Source organism: Nocardia sp. NPDC050175, from assembly GCF_044459885.1.
Taxonomy (GTDB): Bacteria; Actinomycetota; Actinomycetes; order Mycobacteriales; family Mycobacteriaceae; genus Nocardia.
This window is the reverse complement of the sequence record NZ_JBITJI010000004.1, coordinates 542,722-560,999: the sequence shown is the minus strand read 5'-3', so window position 1 is coordinate 560,999 and position 18,278 is coordinate 542,722. Positions and strand designations below refer to the sequence as shown.

General features: G+C 65.3%; 18 protein-coding genes. 10 read left to right on the top strand and 8 right to left on the bottom strand.

Annotated elements, in window-relative coordinates; all coding sequences use genetic code 11:
- Positions 1 to 9 precede the first annotated feature (9 nt).
- The gene (locus ACIBK2_RS16885) at positions 10 to 2,040 is read left to right on the top strand and encodes an FAD-dependent oxidoreductase (RefSeq protein WP_396968143.1); all 2,031 of its coding nucleotides are present in this window, start codon (positions 10 to 12) and stop codon (positions 2,038 to 2,040) included.
- 52 nt (positions 2,041 to 2,092) lie between these two features.
- Here ACIBK2_RS16885 and ACIBK2_RS16880 read toward each other — a convergent pair whose 3' ends face one another.
- Both ACIBK2_RS16880 and ACIBK2_RS16875 read right to left on the bottom strand, forming a co-directional pair.
- Complete coding sequence (locus tag ACIBK2_RS16880) at positions 2,093 to 2,635, bottom strand: hypothetical protein (RefSeq protein ID WP_396968141.1); 543 nt, start codon at positions 2,633 to 2,635, stop codon at positions 2,093 to 2,095.
- 192 nt (positions 2,636 to 2,827) lie between these two features.
- Positions 2,828 to 3,400: a cupin domain-containing protein gene (locus ACIBK2_RS16875; RefSeq protein ID WP_396968139.1), complete on the bottom strand. Its 573-nt coding sequence runs from the start codon at positions 3,398 to 3,400 to the stop codon at positions 2,828 to 2,830.
- A gap of 228 nt (positions 3,401 to 3,628) precedes the next feature.
- Between ACIBK2_RS16875 and ACIBK2_RS16870 the strand changes: the two genes are divergently transcribed.
- The 3 genes from ACIBK2_RS16870 (at position 3,629) to ACIBK2_RS16860 (ending at position 6,991) form a co-directional block, all read left to right on the top strand.
- Positions 3,629 to 4,192 (top strand): hypothetical protein, encoded by a 564-nt coding sequence (locus ACIBK2_RS16870; RefSeq protein ID WP_396968137.1) that lies wholly within the window; start codon positions 3,629 to 3,631, stop codon positions 4,190 to 4,192.
- A 374-nt stretch (positions 4,193 to 4,566) separates the two neighbouring features.
- On the top strand, positions 4,567 to 5,808 hold the full coding sequence (locus ACIBK2_RS16865; RefSeq protein ID WP_396968135.1) for an oxygenase MpaB family protein: 1,242 nt from the start codon (positions 4,567 to 4,569) through the stop codon (positions 5,806 to 5,808).
- Positions 5,809 to 6,016: 208 nt separating this feature from the next.
- Positions 6,017 to 6,991, top strand: a complete 975-nt coding sequence (locus tag ACIBK2_RS16860; RefSeq protein WP_396968482.1) for an alpha/beta hydrolase — start codon at positions 6,017 to 6,019, stop codon at positions 6,989 to 6,991.
- Positions 6,992 to 7,048: 57 nt separating this feature from the next.
- Here the strand turns inward: ACIBK2_RS16860 and ACIBK2_RS16855 are convergent, their stop codons facing one another.
- Together ACIBK2_RS16855 and ACIBK2_RS16850 are read right to left on the bottom strand one after the other, a co-directional pair.
- Positions 7,049 to 7,714, bottom strand: coding sequence for a CPBP family intramembrane glutamic endopeptidase (locus ACIBK2_RS16855; RefSeq protein WP_396968133.1), 666 nt, complete (start codon positions 7,712 to 7,714; stop codon positions 7,049 to 7,051).
- A gap of 278 nt (positions 7,715 to 7,992) precedes the next feature.
- On the bottom strand, positions 7,993 to 8,613 hold the full coding sequence (locus ACIBK2_RS16850) for a TetR family transcriptional regulator (protein ID WP_396968131.1): 621 nt from the start codon (positions 8,611 to 8,613) through the stop codon (positions 7,993 to 7,995).
- Between the two features lie 207 nt (positions 8,614 to 8,820).
- Here ACIBK2_RS16850 and ACIBK2_RS16845 point away from each other — a divergent pair, with 207 nt between their 5' ends.
- Genes ACIBK2_RS16845 through ACIBK2_RS16835 form a run of 3 tightly spaced genes read left to right on the top strand, consistent with a single transcriptional unit; the run spans position 8,821 to position 11,423 of the window.
- Positions 8,821 to 9,936, top strand: a complete 1,116-nt coding sequence (locus ACIBK2_RS16845) for a ferredoxin reductase (protein WP_396968129.1) — start codon at positions 8,821 to 8,823, stop codon at positions 9,934 to 9,936.
- Between the two features lie 20 nt (positions 9,937 to 9,956).
- Positions 9,957 to 11,105 (top strand): fatty acid desaturase family protein, encoded by a 1,149-nt coding sequence (locus tag ACIBK2_RS16840; RefSeq protein ID WP_396968127.1) that lies wholly within the window; start codon positions 9,957 to 9,959, stop codon positions 11,103 to 11,105.
- Complete coding sequence (locus ACIBK2_RS16835) at positions 11,106 to 11,423, top strand: hypothetical protein (RefSeq protein ID WP_396968125.1); 318 nt, start codon at positions 11,106 to 11,108, stop codon at positions 11,421 to 11,423.
- Here the strand turns inward: ACIBK2_RS16835 and ACIBK2_RS16830 are convergent, their stop codons facing one another.
- A complete protein-coding gene (locus ACIBK2_RS16830; protein ID WP_396968123.1) occupies positions 11,424 to 11,957 on the bottom strand; it encodes a DUF4254 domain-containing protein in 534 nt (177 codons plus the stop codon).
- A gap of 394 nt (positions 11,958 to 12,351) precedes the next feature.
- Here ACIBK2_RS16830 and ACIBK2_RS16825 point away from each other — a divergent pair, with 394 nt between their 5' ends.
- Positions 12,352 to 12,672 carry a hypothetical protein gene (locus ACIBK2_RS16825; RefSeq protein ID WP_396968121.1) on the top strand — a complete coding sequence of 107 codons (321 nt, stop codon included), beginning with the start codon at positions 12,352 to 12,354 and terminating at the stop codon, positions 12,670 to 12,672.
- On the opposite strand, the gene ACIBK2_RS16820 is transcribed toward ACIBK2_RS16825, so the two are convergent.
- Positions 12,669 to 13,331, bottom strand: coding sequence for a TetR/AcrR family transcriptional regulator (locus ACIBK2_RS16820; protein ID WP_396968119.1), 663 nt, complete (start codon positions 13,329 to 13,331; stop codon positions 12,669 to 12,671). The genes ACIBK2_RS16825 and ACIBK2_RS16820 overlap by 4 nt on opposite strands.
- A 128-nt stretch (positions 13,332 to 13,459) precedes the next feature.
- Between ACIBK2_RS16820 and ACIBK2_RS16815 the strand changes: the two genes are divergently transcribed.
- Complete coding sequence (locus tag ACIBK2_RS16815; protein ID WP_396968117.1) at positions 13,460 to 15,517, top strand: CocE/NonD family hydrolase; 2,058 nt, start codon at positions 13,460 to 13,462, stop codon at positions 15,515 to 15,517.
- On the opposite strand, the gene ACIBK2_RS16810 is transcribed toward ACIBK2_RS16815, so the two are convergent.
- On the bottom strand, positions 15,514 to 16,350 hold the full coding sequence (locus ACIBK2_RS16810; RefSeq protein WP_396968115.1) for a class I SAM-dependent methyltransferase: 837 nt from the start codon (positions 16,348 to 16,350) through the stop codon (positions 15,514 to 15,516). The two genes, ACIBK2_RS16815 and ACIBK2_RS16810, sit on opposite strands and share 4 nt — an antisense overlap.
- Before the next feature lie 200 nt (positions 16,351 to 16,550).
- On the opposite strand from ACIBK2_RS16810, the gene ACIBK2_RS16805 reads away from it, so the two are divergent.
- A complete protein-coding gene (locus tag ACIBK2_RS16805; RefSeq protein WP_396968113.1) occupies positions 16,551 to 17,255 on the top strand; it encodes a DUF4389 domain-containing protein in 705 nt (234 codons plus the stop codon).
- Positions 17,256 to 17,287: 32 nt separating this feature from the next.
- On the opposite strand, the gene ACIBK2_RS16800 is transcribed toward ACIBK2_RS16805, so the two are convergent.
- The gene (locus ACIBK2_RS16800; protein ID WP_396968111.1) at positions 17,288 to 18,277 is read right to left on the bottom strand and encodes an ATP-binding cassette domain-containing protein; all 990 of its coding nucleotides are present in this window, start codon (positions 18,275 to 18,277) and stop codon (positions 17,288 to 17,290) included.
- Position 18,278: the final 1 nt, after the last annotated feature.

Genomic DNA, 18,278 nt, shown 5'->3' with positions numbered 1-18,278 from the left:
GACTCGCCGATGAGCTCCTACCCTCATTTATTCGAGCCTCTTGAACTCGGCTGCACCACCCTGCGCAATCGCGTGGTGATGGGGTCGATGCACACCGGTCTGGAGGACCGCGCCTGGGACACCAACAAGCTGGCCGCCTACTTCGCCGAACGTGCCCGCGGCGGTGTCGGTCTCATCATCACCGGCGGTTACGCGCCCAACCGCACCGGTTGGTTGCTGCCGTTCGGGGCCAAGCTGACCAACAAGTCCGAGGCCTACCGGCATCGCGCGATCACCAAGGCGGTGCACAACGAGGGCGGCAAGATCGCCATCCAGATCCTGCACGCCGGTCGCTACTCCTATATGCCCGGCAGCGTTTCGGCGTCGTCGATCAAGGCGCCGATCAACCCGTTCCGGCCGCGCAAGCTCTCGGCCAAGGGGGTCGAGCAGACCATCGACGATTACGCGCGCTGCGCCAAGCTGGCCCAGTTCGCCGGGTACGACGGCTGCGAAATCATGGGTGGTGAAGGCTATTTCATCAACCAGTTCCTCGCGCCGCGCACCAACAAGCGCACCGACAAGTGGGGTGGCTCGCCGGAGAACCGGCGCCGCATCGCGGTGGAGATCGTGCGCCGCACCCGCGCCGCGGTCGGCCCCGACTTCATCATCGTGTTCCGGCTCTCCATGGCCGAGCTGGTCGAGAAGGGGCAGACGTTCGACGAGATCGTCGCGCTGGCAAAGGAACTCGAGGCAGCGGGCGCGAACATCCTGAACACCGACATCGGCTGGCACGAGGCCCGGGTGCCCACCATCGTGACCTCGGTGCCGCGTGCGGCTTTCGTCGAGTTCACCGCGAAAATCACCGAGCAGGTGAACATTCCGGTCTGCGCGTCCAACCGGATCAACATGCCGGAGATCGCCGAGGAGATCCTGACTCGCGGTGACGCGCAGCTGGTTTCGCTGGCCCGTCCGTTTCTCACCGACCCCGAGTGGGTCAACAAGGCCAAGCAGGACCGGGTCGACGAGATCAACACCTGCATCGCCTGCAACCAGGCCTGCCTGGATCACGCCTTCGTGCACAAGACGGTGTCCTGCCTGCTGAACCCGCGCGCCGGACACGAGACCGAGCTGAAACTGCTGCCCACCCGCCGCACCAAGCGCGTCGCGGTCGTCGGCGCGGGTCCGGCCGGGCTGTCCGCCGCGGTCAACCTGGCCGAGCGCGGCCATCACGTCGACCTGTTCGAGGCCGACGACAAGATCGGCGGCCAGTTCGACATCGCCCGCCGCATTCCGGGCAAGGAAGAGTTCAACGAGTCGATCCGTTACTACCGCCGCAAGCTCGAAATCACCGGCGTGACGGTGCATTTGAACAAGCGGGTGACCGCCGCCGAACTCATCGCCGCGCGGTACGACGAGGTGGTGCTCGCCACCGGCGTGAAGCCGCGCATTCCGAACATCCCCGGCATCGATCACCCGATGGTGCTGTCCTATGCCGAACTGGTCCGCGAGGAGCGCCCGGTCGGTAAGCGGGTCGCGGTGATCGGCGCGGGCGGTATCGGCTATGACGTGAGCGAATTCCTCACCGTCGAGGGGCATCCCACGCTGAAGCTGGACGAGTGGAAAGAGGAGTGGGGCGTCACCGCCGACGACGAGCAGGTGCGCGGTCAGCTCACCAAGCCGAAGCCCTCGCCCGCCGCCCGCGAAGTCGTGCTCCTGCAACGCAAGTCGAGCCCGTTCGGCAAGGATCTCGGCAAGACCACCGGCTGGGTGCACCGCGCCGCGCTGAAGGCCAAGGGCGTCGATCACATCGGCGGCGTGAACTACGAGCGCATCGACGACAACGGCCTGCACATCAGCTTCGGCGAGAAACGTCAACGCCCGCAACTGATCCCGGTCGACAACGTGATCATCTGCGCGGGCCAGGAATCCGTCCGCGATCTGGAGGACGACCTGCGGGCCGCGGGCGTCAACCTCTACCTCATCGGCGGCGCCGAACTCGCCTCCGAGTTGGATGCCAAGCGCGCCATCGATCAGGGCACCCGCCTGGCCGCTCGCCTCTGAAACGGTGCTCGGTGTCGTTACCTGTTGCCGGGCAACGACACCGAGCCCTAGGTCAGCCGAGATCCCAATTGCCCCTGCGTGGGTCGCCCCACGTGGTGCTCTGTTTGATGATCAGGCTGCGCCCGTCTTCGGTGCCTACACAAAGGTTGTCCAGGTAGTTGTCGGCCGAGCAGATGAGCGCGTTCTGGAATGGTGCGCCCGCACTCACGGGTTGGACGTCCCAGACCTGCCTGGGGCTGGATGAGCACGGTGTCACGCTGACCCGCGCACCGATACCGTGATAACTACTGGTCAGGCACCCATTCCGGCCATTGTGTATGCGGACAACACGGAATGCGTGCGGATCATCCCGAACCTTGAGCTCGCCCCACCGCTGACTGGGCATCATGCTGGTGAAAAGGTCCGACTGCCACTGACATTCCTGCAGCTCGACGCTACCGTTCCCGAGATCGGTCACACACTTGTCGGCAAACCGGTTGTACAGATACGGCGTAATGGTCGTGGGCGGATGGACAGCGTTCGCAGCGCCACTACCAACGATCGCCCCTGCGGCGATCATCGTGCCGGCCAGGGCGGCAAGTCTCGAAATCTTCATGCCGGTGAGCGTTGCCCCCGCACCTTTCACAGGCGTCTCAACACGATTTCGCGCAGCTACGGCCCGCCTCGTTCACGCCTTCGACCACCTGGACCAATTGACTGCCGAGGTATCGGCTCAGGTCACCTCGTGTCAACGAGTCGTGTCAGTTGATGCGGGCCAACGAGTTCTGTCTCGACTGAGGGGGAGGCGTTAGCGTTTCGGGATGCCGCTGTGCTCGGCGCCGACCATTACACCCATGAGGACCGCCGGTTCGTCGCGGTCGTTGCGCCAGGCGTGTACGACGCCGTTGATCACCAGCCAGTCGCCTGGCTTCAGGTGGATCTCGTTGTCTTCCAGGATGAATACCGTTTCGCCGGACAATTGCAGCACGCAGTCGACGGTTGCGCTGGCGTGCATGCCGGTGATGCCGGGGCGGGTGCCGTAGCTGCCCGGCGGGTTCGGGTCGACCAGGAAGCCGAGGGCGGCCAGGAGGTCCGGGTCGAACAGTTCGGTCTTGTCCGACAACGCATCTGGGTTGTACTTCGGGGGGAGTGCCATTTTGATGATCTTGACGCCGGTGGACGGCGGGAACTGTGCGTCGCTGACCTTCGGGGCGGTGCCGTCGTTCGGGAGGGTCACGGGGGCGTCGGCGGACCAGATCGCCCAGCGCCCACCGAATTCCGGTGGTGACACGGAGGGCACCTGCTCGTCGTCGATCACGATGGCTTTGCCGGTGCTGTCGTGACCGGTGACGACGCGGCGAATGGGTTCGTAATCAGTCATAACCCCACCTTGCTCGCGAGCCGATCCAGTCGCAAGTGAATATTGACCGACGGTCCAGTTGAATCATGGTGGGCTGCTGCGGAACCGGCCGTGCGCCTCCTATCGGGCCCGCAGCGTCGAGCCGTCGCGATGCCGCATCGACCGTGAGAGCGCGGTGAAACTCGCGTGAGACTGCCGCCGCCGAGACTTCGATGGCACTCATCCATCGGCCAAATACCGGGGGCACCAATGAAATCCTTGATCAACACCTTCGCCGCGGCACGCACGGCCACTCTGGCCTTGATCGCCGCGGCCGTCGCCACGACCACCGTCGGCGCGGCCGGTCCCGCGCACGCCGAGTTCGCGTACTGGCTCATGTACAACCGGGGCACCGGCCAGTGCATGACCACCGAGAACGACCCGCACAACGGAATCGGCGGCACCGCCCGATTCGCCCCGTGTAACGCCAATGATCGCCGCCAGTGGTGGCTGCGCGCGACGACCGGACCGGACACGATCGCGTTCAGCACCCACGATCTGACGTCGCGGGGCAAACATCAGTGCATCGAAAACGCGCCGGGCGGTTGGGGTTTGGCCTTCCTCACGGTCTGCGACGGCGGGAACTACCGGCAGAACTTCACCCTCGAATACGTCTTCTTTCCGGACGGCAAGGCCAGCACGGTCTACAAGGCCGCGCTGGACACCCGCCGCCTCAGTGTCCCGGTCGCGGCGGGCACTTCCTACGTCACGATCCGCAATGACTTCCCGAACGAAGACGCGCGGATGCAATGGGACCAGCTCGCCACGCCCTGACATCCGGGTTGCGCGATCGGCGCATCGCGGGGTGTGCTGATCGCGTCGAGTAAGTGACTGATGGTTATCGATACTCATGACCTGGTGCGAGCGTGCGGTGTGCGCACTGGCACAGTGGCCGGTCCGTCATGGCCCAGTCGTAGCGCAACTCGAAATCTGGTGAAATATCCAGCTCGGTAGCGACTTTGACCTCTCGATACGCACTCGACGATCGCGCAGTGAGAGAGATTCTGCGTCAGTTTCTCAAAGTGGATCCGCCATCGGGCTGAACTTGCTAAGTTAATGACTATTCTTCCATCGAACGGCGCGACTCGGCGCGAATCGCCGCCCCTGCGTCACCACGATGGCGTCTGGACTCAGCGAGGAGCAGCGACATGGATGGATTCAGCAGACGCAACGCATTGAAGGCAGGCGGCGCGCTGGGCGCGTTCGGCGCACTGGCAGCGGTATCCCCGGCCAGGGCGGAGCCGTGGACCTGGTCGCCCAGCGGCTCGGTAGCGGGCAACGGATCCGGAGCCGATCCGATGACGGTATGGGATGCCGAGGCAGACCCCTTGGTCGCCGCGCTCATCGACCGTGGTGATGTGCCAAAAGTGAATGACCTCCTGCGCACGTGGACCAGGAACGGTCAACCGCTGCCCACCGGATTACCCACGGAGCTAAGGGATTTCATGGAGTACGCCCGCCAACTCCCGCAGTGGACCGATCAGGCCAAACTGACCACCGCGGTCGAGTTCAACAAGAAGCGCGGCCTGTATCTCGGCGTCCTGTACGGCTTGGCCAGCGGCATGATGAGCACCGTCATTCCGAAGGAGGCGCGGGCGGTCTACTACTCCAAGGGCGGTCAGGATCTGAAGGACCGCATCTCCAAGACCGCGAAACTCGGCTACGACATCGGGACCGCGAATGCCTATGCGCCCGAGGGCGAAATGGTCGTGACGTGCGTCAAGACCCGGCTGGTCCACGCCGCGGTGCGGCACCTGCTGCCGCAGTCGCCCTACTGGGTGCACTCCGCTGAAGAGGACGTGCCGATCAGCCAGAACGACATCATGGTCACTTGGCACAGCCTGCCGACGACCGTGATGAAGCAGCTGACCGCATGGCAGGTACCCATCCCCGGCAACGAGTCCACGGCCTTCCTGCACTCGTGGCAGGTGTGTGCGCACCTGCTCGGCGTCCGCGACGAGTACATCCCCGACTCGTGGGCCGCCGCCGATGCCCAGGCCGCGCAGGTGCTCGACCCGATCCTGCAGCCGACTCCCGAGGGCGTCGCGCTGGCCGACCGGCTGCTGCGGCTCGGCGCGAATCTCGACCTCGCCGTGCTCAGCAAGCCGGTCCTCGGCGCGTTCACCCGGTTCCTACTCGGCGACAAGATCGCAGACGGGCTGGCCATCCCCAGGGAGCCGGTCTGGGATCCGCTGCTCCGGGTGAGCTGGGGGCCGTTCATCGCGGTGCGCGAGGGCCTGCTGCCGGTGGTCCCGCTGGCACCGGACGCCTACTGGCTGTTCGACGAGTTCCTGCGCCAGGCGGCGCTGATATACCTGGCCGAACTGCGACTGCCGATCAGCATCGAGCTCCCGCAGCGGAACCGGGACATGAGCCAACCACCGCGCTGAAAACAATCGGTCGCGGGACCAAACCGCCGACGGTGGCCACGCGAATCCCCCTTGCAATGCCGTTCCGGGACATCGGCGTCCCGGCCCGTCATCGCCATGCCGTACCAGGACAGCGACGTCCCGGTGCGCCATCGGCCACCGTGGCCGACAGTAAGCAAGCGAGAGGGGCTGCGACTTGAGAACACGGCGATCGACACGAAGGAGAACGCTGCACTGGGTGCTTGCCGGTGCGCTGGCCGCGGCAGGTCTGGTCGGCGCGGCAGGCACCGCCACCGCGGCACCGGGCGTGGTTTCGGTGCAGGACGTGAACGACCGGCAGCAGGTTGTCAATGTTTTCTCACCCGCGATGAACCGGGCGATCCCGGTGCAGGTCATTCGCGCCGCAAACCAGGGGCGGCCGACGCTGTATCTGCTCAACGGCTCCGGCGGCGGTCCGAATGAGAGTGGCTGGGACGTGCAGACCGACGCCGTGAGCTTCTTGAGCGGCAAAGATATCAACGTGGTGACCCCGTTCGGTGGTGCCAATTCGTACTACACCGACTGGATTCGCCCGGATGCCGTGCTCGGCTTCAACAAGTGGCAGACGTTCCTGAACGAGGAGCTGCCGCCGGTGATCGAGGGGTTTTTGGGAGCCAACGGAAGTCGCGCGCTGGCGGGTGTCTCGATGAGCGGCACCTCGGTGCTGAACCTGGCGATCGCCAAGCCCGGTTTCTGGAACAGCGTGGCGTCCTACAGCGGTTGCGCGCAGACCTCGGACCCGGTCGGGCACGAGTTCGTCCGGCTCACGGTCGAGAATTGGGGCGGTGGGCAAAGCGTCGAGAACATGTGGGGCCCGGCCAACGGCCCGCTCTGGCGCGACAATGACCCGCTGGTCAATGCGGAACGGCTGCGCGGAACCGCCATCTATTTGAGTGCGGGCAGCGGTTTCGCGGCCGCTCCGCACGACACCCCGTTCGATCGGCGGGTGCAGGAGGGCCGGATTCCGCTGCCAGTGCAGATCACCTTCGGCGGGCCGATCGAGGCGGCTATCCACTACTGCACGGTGAATCTCACGAACCGGCTGCACGAGCTGAACATCCCGGTGACGTTCGATGATCGGCCGGTCGGTACCCACTCGTGGGGTTACTGGGAAGACGACCTGCGCACGTCCTGGCCGTTCTTGGCGCAGTCGATCGGCGCCTAGCGAACTCGAAGCGCTACCGATTCGGGCTTGTCAGCGCCGCCACGCTCGATTCGGTATTCAGTTGTTCTTCGGTCGTACCTCGGCCGCGCCGTGATAGAAGTACGTGCCCAAACCCACAGTGAAGACCAGGATTCCGTAGACCGAATGCTCGACGGACGCGGTGAACAACGACTGCGTCTGCTGATACCGGACCGCGAAAATCGCACCACCGAGCCCGCTCAACAACACCGAGATCCAACTGCCGAACACGATGTGCACGTAAGCGAACGCGGCCGCACTCGCGACCACTATCCCGGTGCCTTCACCGAAGGCGGGCGCGTACCGGTGGAACAGGAACGACCGGAAGATCAACTCCTGCGGATACACGCTCAGCGCCGGGTACAGCACCATCACCGCCAGCCACAGGGCCGGATTGCTGCGCGGCAGATCGAAGAGGTTCTTGCGCCGCAGCAGCGCCACCGCCGCGGTGAGTGCGAGCGCACTCGAACCCGCCATCGTCGCCATCGATCGTGTTTGCGCGGGAAACGCCTGCGGCCGCCACAATGTCGCCCGATCGAAATCGGGCGATCGTCGCAGATAACTCGTCGCGAGCGCCGCCCCCGCCGCGAGCGCCGGGATCGGACTGGTACCACGCAGATACCGGTTGTAAACCGTTGCGCCACCGAAGAACAGCGCCGCATACTCCGCGGTCAAATACACCCGCCGCCACCGCCGAATCCGCACCCCCACACCATAATGCCCACCACGGTCGCCCGCCCGGCGAGAACCGGCAGCACCCACCGAGGTGACCTCGTCCGATTTCCGCGGCCTGATCCACCGCGTCCGCGAATACATGGACGCCGCCCGCGGTCACCGGCTGATCTTCGGATCGTCCGCTCGCTACCTCGAAACCGCTTGTCTAGCATCTGCTTTCGGCGGACGCGAGCTTCGTCAACGGTGCGGTGCTGCCGGTGGACGGCGGACGTTCGGTGCTGGCGCTCGATCCCGAGGCCCGCTGAGCGCTACCGCTCTTTCGGCGGCCACCACGCGCCCATGCCGAGCGAGATCAACCGCATCTGTTGCACGGTGCGGTCGATGATGGCGTCTTGTTCGCGCGGTGGCGCCGAGATGTAGGCGACGATGCCGTCGGTGACCGTTGCGACCAGTAGGTCGGCGGCGATCTCCAGGTCTGCGGGCGCCCACGAGTCTAGGGCGGGGATGCGGGAGAGGTCGGCGACCAGTTCGCGGACGATCAATTGCAGTTCCAGCGCGATGGATTTGCGCAGTGCGGCCGAGCCGCCGTGGCGCTCTCTGGTCAGGAAGCCGAACAGTTCGCGTTTCGGGTCGACCTGGGTGAAGACGAAGCGCACGGTGTCGGACAGGCTCGCGTCGGGTTTGCGGCGCACCTCGCGCAGCGCGAGTCGTAATGCGGTGATGCCGTCATCAACTAACTGCGCGCCCAGGTCGTCCAGCGACGCGAAGTGCCGGTAGAAGGCCGTCGGCACGATGCCCGCCGAGCGGGCGATCTCGCGCAGGCTCAGCGCGGCGAAGCCACGGTCGGCGGCCAGCGCCAGGGTGCCGTCCAGTAGGGCCTGTCGCGTGCGCTCCTTGCGCTCGCCTCGAGTTGCTGCCTGCTCGCTCATCACGGTGAGCATACATCCGTTCACCATTTCACCGATCCCAAAATGTTGTTCGTGTCACATGTTTTGCCGGTTGACACCGGACCCCGGTCATCGGTCACACTAGTTGAGTGTACATACGTGCACTGAAATTGGAACGCAACGTCGCGGGTCCTCACCCAGTCGAACAGCCCCGACCTGAGGCACCCCGACACGAGGCACGGAGAACAGATGGTGGATCTCATCAACCTGGTGCAGACCCTGACCACGCCACATCCGCTGGACCGGTACCTGGAACTCGTGCGCCCCACGCTCACCGCGCGGGAGCTGCGCGCTGAGATCACCCAGGTGGACCGCTCGGTCCCCGGCTCGGTGACGCTCACCCTGCGCCCGACCCGGCAATGGAAAGGCCACGCCGCCGGGCAGTACGTCCAGATCGGCGTGGTGATCAACGGTGTCCGCCACGCCCGCTGCTATTCGCCGGTCAATCCGGCGAGCGGCCGGAGCAGGCACATCCAGCTCACCGTCAAGGCGCATCCCGACGGCCTGGTATCGCAGTTCCTCGCGCGCAACGCCGCGCCGGGCATGGTGGTCGATCTGGAGCCGGCCGCCGGCGTCTTCCGGCTGCCCGACCTGCGCCCGGACCGGGTGCTGCTGATCAGCGGCGGCAGCGGCATCACGCCGGTGCTGTCGATGCTGCGCACCCTGGCCGACGAAGGCTATCCGGGTGAGGTCGTCTTCCTGCATTACGCGAAATCGCCCGAGGTGGTTCCGCATCGCGCGGAACTCGACGCGATCGCGCAGCGCCACAAGAACTTCCGCATCGAACTGCGTCATCCGTGGCGGTCCGATACCGCCAGGGCCGACGCGACGGCGCCGTGGGTCGACGTGGCACCCGCGAAGTCCAGCGGGTACTTCGACTACGACGAGTTGGAGCGGGTGGCGCCGTGGTTCGCCGACGCGCACACTTACGTCTGCGGCCCGTCATCGCTGATGGACGCGGTGCGCAAGATTTTCGAGGCCGAGCAATTGGAAGATCGGCTGCACACCGAGGAATTCACGCTCTCGCTCACGCCGATCAATGCCGACGACGTCTTCGGCACCGTGAACTTCTCGGCCAGCGGCATCGCCGCGGACAACAACGGCGCGCCCCTACTGGAGCAGGCCGAATCCGCCGGTCTCACCCCGGCATACGGCTGCCGGATGGGAATTTGCTTCTCCTGCACCGCGGTTCGCCGCACCGGCTGCACCCGCAACCTGCGCACCGGCGAAACCGACAGTGACCCGGATCAGCCCATCCAGCTCTGCATCAACGCCCCCGTGGGCGACGTCGACATCGTCATCTGACTAACAAAGGATTCATCGCCATGACAATCCTGACCGAAACCGAAGACGGCCCGCTGGTACTGAGCCCGGACCAGATCGAAGAACTCGGCAAAGCGCTCGACGAGCTGCGCGCCAAGGTCGTCGCCGACCTCGGCGACCGCGACCGCGAATACCTTTACTCGATCATCAAGGCGCAGCGCGGATTCGAGATCGCCGGGCGCGGCCTGATGTACCTCGGCTTCCTGCCGCCGGTCTGGCTGGCCGCGGTCGCCGCGCTGAGCGTGTCGAAGATCCTGGACAACATGGAGATCGGCCACAACGTCATGCACGGCCAGTACGACTGGATGCGTGAGCCCGGCCTGAATTCCCGTGTCTTCGAATGGGATACGGTCTGCCCGGCGGACCAGTGGAAGCACTCGCACAACTACATCCACCACACCTTCACCAACATTCACAACAAGGACCGCGATATCGGCTACTCCATCCTGCGGATGGACGAGAGCCAGTCGTGGAACCCGCTGCGCCTCGGCCAGCCGCTGTATGCGTTCGCGCTGATGATGCTGTTCGAGTGGGGCGTGATGGCGCACGACCTGGAGATCGAGAATGTGGTGCGCGGCAAGCGATCCTGGGCCGACATCAAGCGCACCGTGCTCGGCCAGGTGAAGAAGGCGAGCAAGCAGGCGCTCAAGGACTACCTGATCTTCCCGGCGCTGACCGGCCCGCTGTTCGTCAGCACGCTCGCGGGCAACGTGACCGCGAACCTGGTCCGCAACGTGTGGGCCTACTCGATCATCTTCTGCGGCCACTTCCCCGCCGGCGTACAGACGTTCACCGAAGAGGAGACCGCCGAGGAGACCCGCGGCGAGTGGTACATCCGGCAGATGCTCGGCTCGGCCAACATCACCGGCAGCAAGCTGTTCCACATCATGTCCGGCAATTTGTCGCACCAGATCGAACACCACCTGTTCCCGGACATCCCGGCCGCGCGCTATCCGGAGATTGCGCCGGAGGTCCGCGCATTGTGTGAAAAGTACGGATTGCCGTACAACACCGGTTCGTTCAGCAAGCAGATCGGTTCGGTCTGGTGGAAGATTTGCAAGCTCGCGTTGCCGCCGAGCTTGGTCAAGAGCGAACCGTCTCCCGGTGTTATCGTGATGCGTCAGCGAAAGGCAAGCGAAGTGGGCGTGTGAATGATCGGGAAATTCGAAAGTAACAAGGACCTCATTCAAGAATTGACGTCCTCGGGTGCGAAGCATGTCGGCAATATCGCCGGCATCATCGCGGGCACCGTCGCGGAGGTCACCAAGGAGATCGGTGAGTGGTTCACCGACGCGATCGAGATGAAGGAAGCCGCCGACGCCGCCCGGCGCGACGCCGCGGCGCAGCAGGACCTGGATCTCGATCGTGACGACGATCTGGCACCCCCGGCGCCGAAGCCGACGGTGACCACCGAGGCGCCGTTCGTCGACGCCGAGGTGGTCGAGCCGGGAGTCGACGAGACCCGCTGATCACCACACCGGCAGCCTGCGCCGGTGCTCGGTGACGTCGGTGATCAGATCCCGATAGCCGTCGGTCAGTTCGGCGAGCCTGCACCACTGCAGGTGGGCTTCCCCGTCCACCTGCACCGGGTGCGTCCGCTGCTGCGGTGTCCGACGCAAAGCTCGTTGTGCCGCAATCCATTTCGCCGCTAGTCGATCGATCACCGCGCCGAGCGTCTCGGTATGCAACGAGGCGCCGCCGCGGTGCTCGACATTGTCGGCCACCCAGGTGTCGATGCGCCCGACCAGTTCGGCCCGATGCCCGTCGATGTCCTCGACCAGCAGGCTGCATGCCGCGACCCGCCCCTCGGCGGCATCCGGCGCGTGCGCCGCTTCGATCGCCTTGTTTCTTCGCTCGTGACATTCGACGAGTTGCCGTGCGGCACTGAGCACGCTGTGCCGGTTGCGGTTCGGGTCGTCTGGTTCGCGGAACGCGCGCAATAGTTCGGCAGGCGGTGGTAACTCTTCGGTCCCGATACGGACAGCTGCGTATTCGGTCGGCATATGCGTGCACCCCTGCGGTAACGATCCCATTCTGGATGCGCCAGGGCCGAGGGGGATTTCGGGGAGGGGCACCCCTCGGCTCCGGCGCAGCCCCGCGCTCGGACGCCACCCCCACAGTCCACCAGCACGGCAAAGTAACCGGGAAATCCGCGACGATGCGATGAGGAAGACGTCCCGAGAAATCGGGACCCTTTCAGGAAAGCGCGGTTGCCGAATCGGCGCAATAGTATGGTGTACAAATCTGTGTGCAGCTGGTAAATCGTTATGATCCGTTACGGGTAGGTCACGTGCGTGCACCGTCGTTATTACCGACAAGGTCGAGAGGGCGCACCACTGGCTACCTGGTCGGCGCGGCGGCTGCGCGAGGTCGTTCGATCGGCTAGCCTCGACGTTCGTGCCTGCCTACGTGTCATCGCCCGAGCTGACATTCGGGTTCATGTTCGCGCTGGAAGACCCCGAGCGAATCGGCGAGGTCGTGCGCACGCTCATCGTTCGCAAGACCATATCGGTCTTCCGCCTCGCCAGGCTGTCCGACGACGACGGACCACCGGAGCGTTATGTGGTGAACTGGGCCGTCATACCGCAGATTTCGATCACCACCGAGGCGCCGGAACCCGATGAACTCCAGGCGCAAGGCATCATGCTCGTCAACGCATTCCTTAGTGAGGATGGCGAAGTGAGCCTGTATTCGGCGCAGGGGACCGGTCCGGGTTAAGCGTCCCATTCCGGAACGCCGAACAGCGCCATGGTGATCTGGTACAGGTGTGCACCGAGCGTCGGTAGTGCCTGCGGGCCAGGGCCTTCCAGGCAATCGCGAATGCGATCGTCGACGGCGCCGATGAGGGCGTCGAAAATATCGGTCGGAATGTCCACCGGGATATCGCCCTCGCTGCGGCCGATTCGGAAGACCGCGCGCATGCGGTGCGCGAGCAGCGTTTTCATCTGACGGCGCTGCTCGGCGACGATCGGCCCGGCGACCAGGCATTCGATGTGCAGCGCGCGGGCGTAGATGCCGTTGTCGGCCAGGACCTGCAGGTAGGTCTCCAGCGTGGTGTGGATGAGCGCGCGCCATTCCGAACGCGGCAACGCCTGCACGCTTTTGTCGAGTTCGCCGAGTACCAGCTCGACCGCGGCCTCGAAGGCCTCGGTGAAACAGTCGTCCCGGCCGCGGAACAACTGGTAGAAGGTGCGCCGCGAGACGTTCGCGCGGGCCACGATATCGCCGACAGTCGTTTCGCCGTAACCTCTTTCGGCGACGGCCTCCAGCACGCCGAGGTACATCCGCATGCGCTGCGAGTGCGCCACCGCCTCCGGCGTCATGCCGTGTGTGCCGCGTGGCAGACGGCCGCGATCGACGCCGGCTTCCAATCCCATCTCCTGACAATAGTCGCTCACGAAGAGTGACCGGGGTCATACTTGCCCATCCAGTGTGGTCCCCGTTACTCTCACATTCACCATAGGTACGCCAGTGTTTCTAAGTAGGTAGCAAGGGGTCGAGGTCGATGAGGACTGTTCGCCGCGCGTTGAGCCGAGTCGGGATCATGGCAATCGCCACCGCCATGACCGCGCTATGGGTGGTGCCGAGCACGGCCACCGCCGAGTCGCCACCGGACGGCGGCGACCTGGGCCGGGCCTGGACCGCCGCGCACGACGGCCCGGCGAAGTACCCGGGGCCGGTGCACATCGACTTCGACGTGCCGATCACCATGAGCGATGGCACGGTCTTGAAGGCCAACATCTATCGCCCGGTCGACGCCGCGGGCCGGATCGTGGACGAGCCGCTGCCCACGATCATCAACCTGACGCCCTACACGAAATTCGTGTCGCTGGTCGCGGACATCGCCCTCAACATCCCGGTGCTGTCGGACGCGTTGATCCAGCTGGTCAACCGGTTCGACTTCAGCGGCACACCGTTCGACTCGATCACCGATCTGACCAAGGCGCTGGCAGGCGGCGCGCCGCGGGCGTTCGGCGCGGACCGCACGCTGGTGCAGCACGGCTACACCTACATCGTGGCCGACGTGCGCGGCACCGGATATTCGCAGGGCTCCTGGCAGTTCTTCCAGAGCAGGGAGAACCAGGACACGCTGGAAATGATCGACTGGGCGAGTAAGCAGCCGTGGTCGGACGGCAATATCGGCATGTCCGGCATCTCCTACTCCGGCATCAACCAATTCAAGGCGGCCGAACAGAATCCGCCCGCGCTGAAGGCGATTTTCCCGATCGAGGGCAGCACCGACACACTCACCGATGTCGCCTTCCCCGGCGCCGGGTTGGGGTTGTTCGGCCCGCTGTATATCGCGGCGGTCGACCTGATCTCGAATTTCCCGGACCCGGTCGGCGTCGCGCTCGGCCATCTGGACTACCAATGGCTGCTGGACCGGGTGGCCACGCCGCTGGAATTCTTCGATTACATCCTGATGGCGTTGTCGCTCAACGTGGATTCGGTGCCGCAGCCGTTGAAGGACCAGCTGCTGCCCGGCAGCTCGCTGCGGTCGGCGTTCACCGACGGGCATCCGGAGCGGATTCAGGTGCCCACCTTCGCCTATGGCGGCTGGCAGGACATCTTCGCCTCGTCCAGTGCGCGCTCGTTCTCCGATATTCCGCTGCCGCCGGAGCGCAAGAAGCTGATCATGGGCGACACCTATCACTTCAATCCTGGCTCGGGCCTTGGTGATCCGGGCAAGCCGCCGCGCCTGGATGTGCTCCAAATGGCTTGGTACGACAAGTGGCTCAAGGGCATCGATAACGGCATCGACCAGTACGGGCCGGTCGCGCTCTGGCAGCAGGGCGGCGGCTGGACCACCACCTCGTCGTTCCCGCGCACGGACGTGGATTACCAGCGCATGTATCTCTCGCCCACCATCAGCGGCGCCGCGACCAGCGTCTACGACGGCTCGCTCACCGCCCAAACCCCCGAGGGCGCAGCACAATTGACGGTCTCGCCGGTACAGGGCCTCACTTCACTGTGCTCACGGGACTCGGCCGTCGAATCCGTCGGCGTCATCAGCCTGCTCAATTTCTGCGGCCGGGACGACCGCATCCACGAGCTCGGCGGCCTCACCTTCACCGGTGCGCCGGTCGGTGAACCGACGGTGCTGTCCGGCCCGATCAACGTGCACCTCAACACCAAGTACGACAACATCGAGGGCTACTGGGCGGTGACCGTGAATGATGTTGCGCCGAACGGACAGTCGACGGTGCTGGCCAGCGGTCAGCTCGCCGCCTCGATGCGCGCGGTGGACGAGGACAAGAGCACGAAGGACGCCGACGGCGACTACACGCACACCGTCTACAAGCTGACCCTCGCCGATCGGCAGACCCTGGTGCCCGGCCAGCCGACCACCCTGGACGTCGCGGTCAACCCGGTCGACGCGGTGCTACAGCCGGGACATCGGTTGCGGGTGAACGTCTTCGCGAGCAACTTCCCGCGCGGCTTCCTGCCGCCGCCGCTGCTCTTCGACGGCGGCATCCTGAATTCGGTTGCCCCGCAACATCTCGTGCTCGACCCGTCGGCACCCAGCTTCGTGAACGTGCCGTTGAGCAGGCCGCTGGGCTAACCGCGCACGACGGCCCGGAGCAGGTGCGGGCCGGGGCGCTCCGGAGTGTCCGCCGGAGCGCCCGCGTAGCGGATCGCGGTGGCCGAGGGGCCGAGATCCTCGACTACGTCGAACCCGTGGCGATGCAGTTCGGTGGACATCTCCGGCGGAGTGAAGAAACTGAGCCAGCGTTCGTTGATCTGCGAGAGGCGCTGCTTGCGGAACTCCGCGGCGGCGTGTTCCTCAGGCGTGGAGGGGATCACGGGTTCGGCGTAGTCGAGGACGAGCTGGCTGCCCGCGGCCAGGCCGCCGAGGTAGCGCAGGGTCGAGCCGATGGCGGCCCTGGTGAGATAGACGGTGACGCCGAGCCAGATCACGAAGGCGGGCCGGGCCGGATCGAAATCCGTTGCGGCGATGGCCTCGTCAAGGGTCTGGTGTTCGAAGTCGACCGGCACGTAGGTCATCGAGGTCGGCACCGCAATGTCGGCCTCGCGCAACCGTTTCCGCTTCCACTCCTGGGTGTCGGGGTGGTCGATCTCGAAGACCCGCAGTCGTGGGTGCGGATTCCGGTAGGCGAAGGTGTCCAGCCCGGCGCCGAGGATCACCGCCTGCCCGGTGCCCGCGGCGACCGCCTCGGCCAGTGCGTCCTCGGCGAATCGTGATCGGGCGGCGACCAATAGCCGGATCCGGCCGTGCGTGTCCCGGTCGAAGAAGGAGTCGGTGAGCTTCGGCATGGTGCCGACGATCGGCACGGCGAGCGGATCACGGAAGATCCGGCCCGCGTCGGCGACTTGGTGATGTGCGCGGTAGACGGCAGCGCCGAGCGCGGTGCGGCTCGGTTCCCCGGTCTGCATAGGGCATCCCCTTCCAGGCTGGATTCGAGCCTACCGGGCGATTACGGCGGAGTATGCGACACACCAAGTAGATACGTCCCTACTCGTTGGCGTGTCGGTACCCGATCGTGGCGTCGATGCACGCCGAATGCGCGAGAATCACGTTATTCCGCACCTGGTTTGTGGCGTGGATCGAAAGGCACCCGAAAGGAGCGTCGATCATGGAACCCGTAAACCCTGACTACACCGCGCAGCTGGTCGATTCGGTCAATCCGATTCGTGTCCGAGGCGATCTGGATCCCGCACTGTCGCGATGGATGTGGCTGGTCAAGTGGATTCTGGCCATTCCGCATTACATCGTGCTTTTCTTTTTGCACATCGCCTACTTCGTGCTCACCGTGATCGCGTTCTTCGCGATTCTGATCACCGGTAAATATCCGAGGGCGATGTTCGACTTCAATGTCGGGGTGATGCGCTGGACCTGGCGGGTGGAGTTCTACGCGCTGGGCGTACTCGGCACCGACAAGTACCCGCCGTTCAGTCTGCAATCGAGCGACGAGTACCCGGCCGATCTCGAGATCGACTATCCGGAGCGACTGCATCGCGGCCTGGTGCTGGTGAAGTGGTGGCTGCTCGCCATCCCGCACTACCTCATCCTCGGCGCGATGATGACCGGCGGCACCACGTTCTATATGTATGACGACGACGAATGGTCCGGCGCGGGCAGCATTCCGCTGATCAGCATCCTGCTGCTGGTCGCGCTGCTCGGGCTGTTGTTCACCGCGCGGTACCCCAAGGGCGTGTACGACTTCGTCCTCGGCATCAGCCGGTGGACCATCCGCGTGCAGGCCTACGCCACGCTGATGCGCGACGAGTACCCGCCGTTCCGGCTCGACCAGGGTGCGCGCGAACCCGAAACCCGTTGAGTCGCACTACAACACCGAATCCGCCCGCTGCCTCAGCGGGCGGATTCGTATATTCGGCGGACCACGTCCTCGATCTCCGGCTCCTCGATCGACAGGTCCCGCACCTCGGCCCGATCGGAGACCTGCGCGAGCAGCTTTGCGGCCGTGGTCCTTTCCGGATCGAAGGCCAGCCGCTGCCGCATCCCGCCTGCCTCGGACGCCAGCAGCTTCGCGCAGGGTAGGTCGTCGATGTCGGGCGTCGGCTCGGCCAGATCGACGACGAGCACCCGCCTGGCGCCCACGGTGGCCGCCAGCCCGGTCAGCGATCCGTCGTAGACCAGCCGCCCGTGATCCACCACCAGCACCCGGCCACACAGTCTTTCGATGTCGCCCATGTCGTGCGTGGTGAGCAGGAGCGTGGTGCCGCGTTCGGCGCGTTCGGCGCGCAGGAACTCGCGCAGCCGCTGCTTCGACAGCACGTCGAGACCGATGGTCGGCTCGTCGAGGATCACCAATTCGGGGGAGTGCAGCAGCGCCGCAGCCACTTCCGCGCGCATGCGCTGGCCGAGCGAGAGCTGGCGCACCGGGGTGTCCAGCGTGTCGGTCATCTCCAGTTGCTCGATCAGCTCGTGCTTGCGCTTGCGCGCGGCGTCCGGGTCCAGCCGATGGATGGCCGCCAGGATCGAAAACGATTCGCGCAGTGGCAGATCCCACCAGAGTTGGGAGCGCTGCCCGAACACCACGCCGATCCGCGCGGCCAGTTCGCGCCGCTGCCGGACCGGTTCGAGCCCGCAGGTGCGCACGCTGCCCGAGGTCGGCACCAGAATGCCGGTGAGCATCTTGATGGTGGTGGACTTGCCCGCGCCGTTGGCGCCGATATAGCCGACCGCCGTGCCGCGTTCGATCCGGAACGACATCCGATCGACCGCGGTCAGTGTCTCGCGGCGCCGACGCCAGCGGCGGCCGACCTTGCGGGACAGGATGAATTGCCTTGTCAGGTCCTCGATGTCGATGATCGCGTCCGATGAGCCGGAATTCGCCACG

Bases quoted from the DNA above. Each gene is read 5' to 3' on its own strand.
- ACIBK2_RS16845 (WP_396968129.1), top strand. From the start codon at position 8,821: ATGGTGGATCTCATCAACCTGGTGCAGACCCTGACCACGCCACATCCG.
- ACIBK2_RS16810 (WP_396968115.1), bottom strand. From the start codon at position 16,350: ATGCAGACCGGGGAACCGAGCCGCACCGCGCTCGGCGCTGCCGTCTAC.
- ACIBK2_RS16870 (WP_396968137.1), top strand. From the start codon at position 3,629: ATGAAATCCTTGATCAACACCTTCGCCGCGGCACGCACGGCCACTCTG.
- ACIBK2_RS16830 (WP_396968123.1), bottom strand. From the start codon at position 11,957: ATGCCGACCGAATACGCAGCTGTCCGTATCGGGACCGAAGAGTTACCA.
- ACIBK2_RS16850 (WP_396968131.1), bottom strand. From the start codon at position 8,613: ATGAGCGAGCAGGCAGCAACTCGAGGCGAGCGCAAGGAGCGCACGCGA.
- ACIBK2_RS16840 (WP_396968127.1), top strand. From the start codon at position 9,957: ATGACAATCCTGACCGAAACCGAAGACGGCCCGCTGGTACTGAGCCCG.
- ACIBK2_RS16880 (WP_396968141.1), bottom strand. From the start codon at position 2,635: ATGAAGATTTCGAGACTTGCCGCCCTGGCCGGCACGATGATCGCCGCA.
- ACIBK2_RS16815 (WP_396968117.1), top strand. From the start codon at position 13,460: ATGAGGACTGTTCGCCGCGCGTTGAGCCGAGTCGGGATCATGGCAATC.
- ACIBK2_RS16820 (WP_396968119.1), bottom strand. From the start codon at position 13,331: ATGGGATTGGAAGCCGGCGTCGATCGCGGCCGTCTGCCACGCGGCACA.
- ACIBK2_RS16835 (WP_396968125.1), top strand. From the start codon at position 11,106: ATGATCGGGAAATTCGAAAGTAACAAGGACCTCATTCAAGAATTGACG.
- ACIBK2_RS16805 (WP_396968113.1), top strand. From the start codon at position 16,551: ATGGAACCCGTAAACCCTGACTACACCGCGCAGCTGGTCGATTCGGTC.
- ACIBK2_RS16875 (WP_396968139.1), bottom strand. From the start codon at position 3,400: ATGACTGATTACGAACCCATTCGCCGCGTCGTCACCGGTCACGACAGC.
- ACIBK2_RS16865 (WP_396968135.1), top strand. From the start codon at position 4,567: ATGGATGGATTCAGCAGACGCAACGCATTGAAGGCAGGCGGCGCGCTG.
- ACIBK2_RS16885 (WP_396968143.1), top strand. From the start codon at position 10: ATGAGCTCCTACCCTCATTTATTCGAGCCTCTTGAACTCGGCTGCACC.